A 1,689-nucleotide genomic window follows, 5' to 3' on the forward strand; every position below is an offset into this window, starting at 1 on the left:
TGCGATAATCCCTTTATGGTTGTCAGATGAAATACAATAATTCATCTAACAACTATGGAGGGATTTTTGTATGCCCAGATCTAAACATACGGTACTCGAAAAATTAGCAATCTTAAAGGAACTTACCCAATCAAAAACTGGACTACGGCCGGTGGCCAATCGTCATGGCATTGATCACAAGACGCTAGAACGTTGGCGAGATCGATACTCCCGTGATGGAATTAATGGTCTAAAGGAGGCTAAGAAAAACAAACACTATTCGAAAGAACTCAAACTTAAAGTAGTCCACGCATATCTTATAGGTGAAGGCACCTTTGATGAACTTGCAAATAAGTTTGGACTTCGTGGATCGCAGCAAGTCGTAGACTGGGTGAACAAGTATAATGGGGATAAACCTTTGACGGCGTCGCCGTCCAGAAAGCAGGTTCCCACTATGAGTCGTAAAACAACCTTGGAAGAACGCATTGAAATTGTCGAGTATGTCACCAAGCTGAAGCATTCATACACAGAGGCCGCTGAACACTTCCAAGTCTCTTATCAACAAGCACGTTCATGGGTGATCAAGGCCGAACACGGCGGCTATGAGGCACTCGTGGACAACCGTGGCCATCACAAAGAACAAGCTGAACTGACTGAACTCGATAAAGCCAATCTTGAAATCAGGCAGCTCAAAGCACAGCTCGCAGACAAAGAGCTTGTGGAGGCATTCGCAAAAAAATTGCTGGAACTCCAGCGCAGGGGGTGAGTAAACAACATCGACTGTCTTACTTCGCAATTAATGAGGTCAGTCAAGGCAAGCGCGGTGCAGTATCTACGCTGTTGGCCGTTGTCGGTGTAAGCCGGCAGGCTTACTACAAAGGGTTAAATCGAGAAGAAACTGCTTGGGAAACCCGTAATCGTCAGCTCAAGGAACGGACACAATACTGGTTTGATTTTCATCATCAAGGTATCGGTGCTGGGAATCTTTTAGTGAATCTTCAACATGATGAACTAATTGACTTCCCCGTTACTTTCAAGATGGTACGTCGTGTGATGCGGGAGCTTGGCTTGACATGTCAAATTCGGGTCAAGAAGCACAGTCGACATAAGGAGAACGAACAGCACATTCAAGACAATGTGCTCAATCAGAACTTCGACGTCGACAGTCCTAATCAGGTCTGGTTATCCGATTCGACGGAACTGACTTACGGCGTAAATAATAAGTATAAGGTGCGCTTGAGTGGCGTCCTTGATCTCTACGGCCGACGTTTGTTGTCCTACAATTTGAGCGCTACTGAAACATCAGCAGCAGAAATCGAGGTTTTCCAACGAGCCTTTGAGGCTTCTGGTGACGTCCACCCATTGGTTCACACTGATCGAGGATCAGCCTACACCTCTGGTGCCTTCAACAACTTTCTTGGTCGTTACAACGTCACACGTAGCATGTCTCGACCAGGAACACCATACGACAATGCACCAATGGAGCGCTGGTGGAACGAATTCAAGTTACGGTGGATGGCTCGCCATCCACTAGCAAAGACTTGCGAAGAGCTTGTGAGACTGGTTGAGGAAGGAATCGAATATTTCAATCACCACAATCGCTCAGCACAAAGAAACGGCCTCACCCCAGATGAATACTGGAGTGAAGCCGCTTAGAAACAGATTCAACTTTATATTATTTCATTTGTCAACTTGACAGGGCCTAGTGCA

General features: G+C 46.1%; 2 protein-coding genes. Both read left to right on the plus strand.

The genetic code is table 11. The features are described from left to right. Positions 1 to 70 precede the first annotated feature (70 nt). The gene (locus EKM76_RS13200) at positions 71 to 745 is read left to right on the plus strand and encodes a helix-turn-helix domain-containing protein (RefSeq protein ID WP_010012236.1); all 675 of its coding nucleotides are present in this window, start codon (positions 71 to 73) and stop codon (positions 743 to 745) included. Then, positions 742 to 1,635, plus strand: coding sequence for an IS3 family transposase (locus EKM76_RS13205; protein WP_010620863.1), 894 nt, complete (start codon positions 742 to 744; stop codon positions 1,633 to 1,635). The genes EKM76_RS13200 and EKM76_RS13205 overlap by 4 nt, the downstream gene beginning before the upstream one ends. Positions 1,636 to 1,689 lie beyond the last annotated feature (54 nt).

This window comes from Loigolactobacillus zhaoyuanensis (assembly GCF_003946385.1).
Classification (GTDB): domain Bacteria; phylum Bacillota; class Bacilli; order Lactobacillales; family Lactobacillaceae; genus Loigolactobacillus; species Loigolactobacillus zhaoyuanensis.

Excerpts from the sequence above, each read along its gene's own strand:
- EKM76_RS13200 (WP_010012236.1), top strand. The coding sequence starts at position 71 with ATGCCCAGATCTAAACATACGGTACTCGAAAAATTAGCAATCTTAAAG.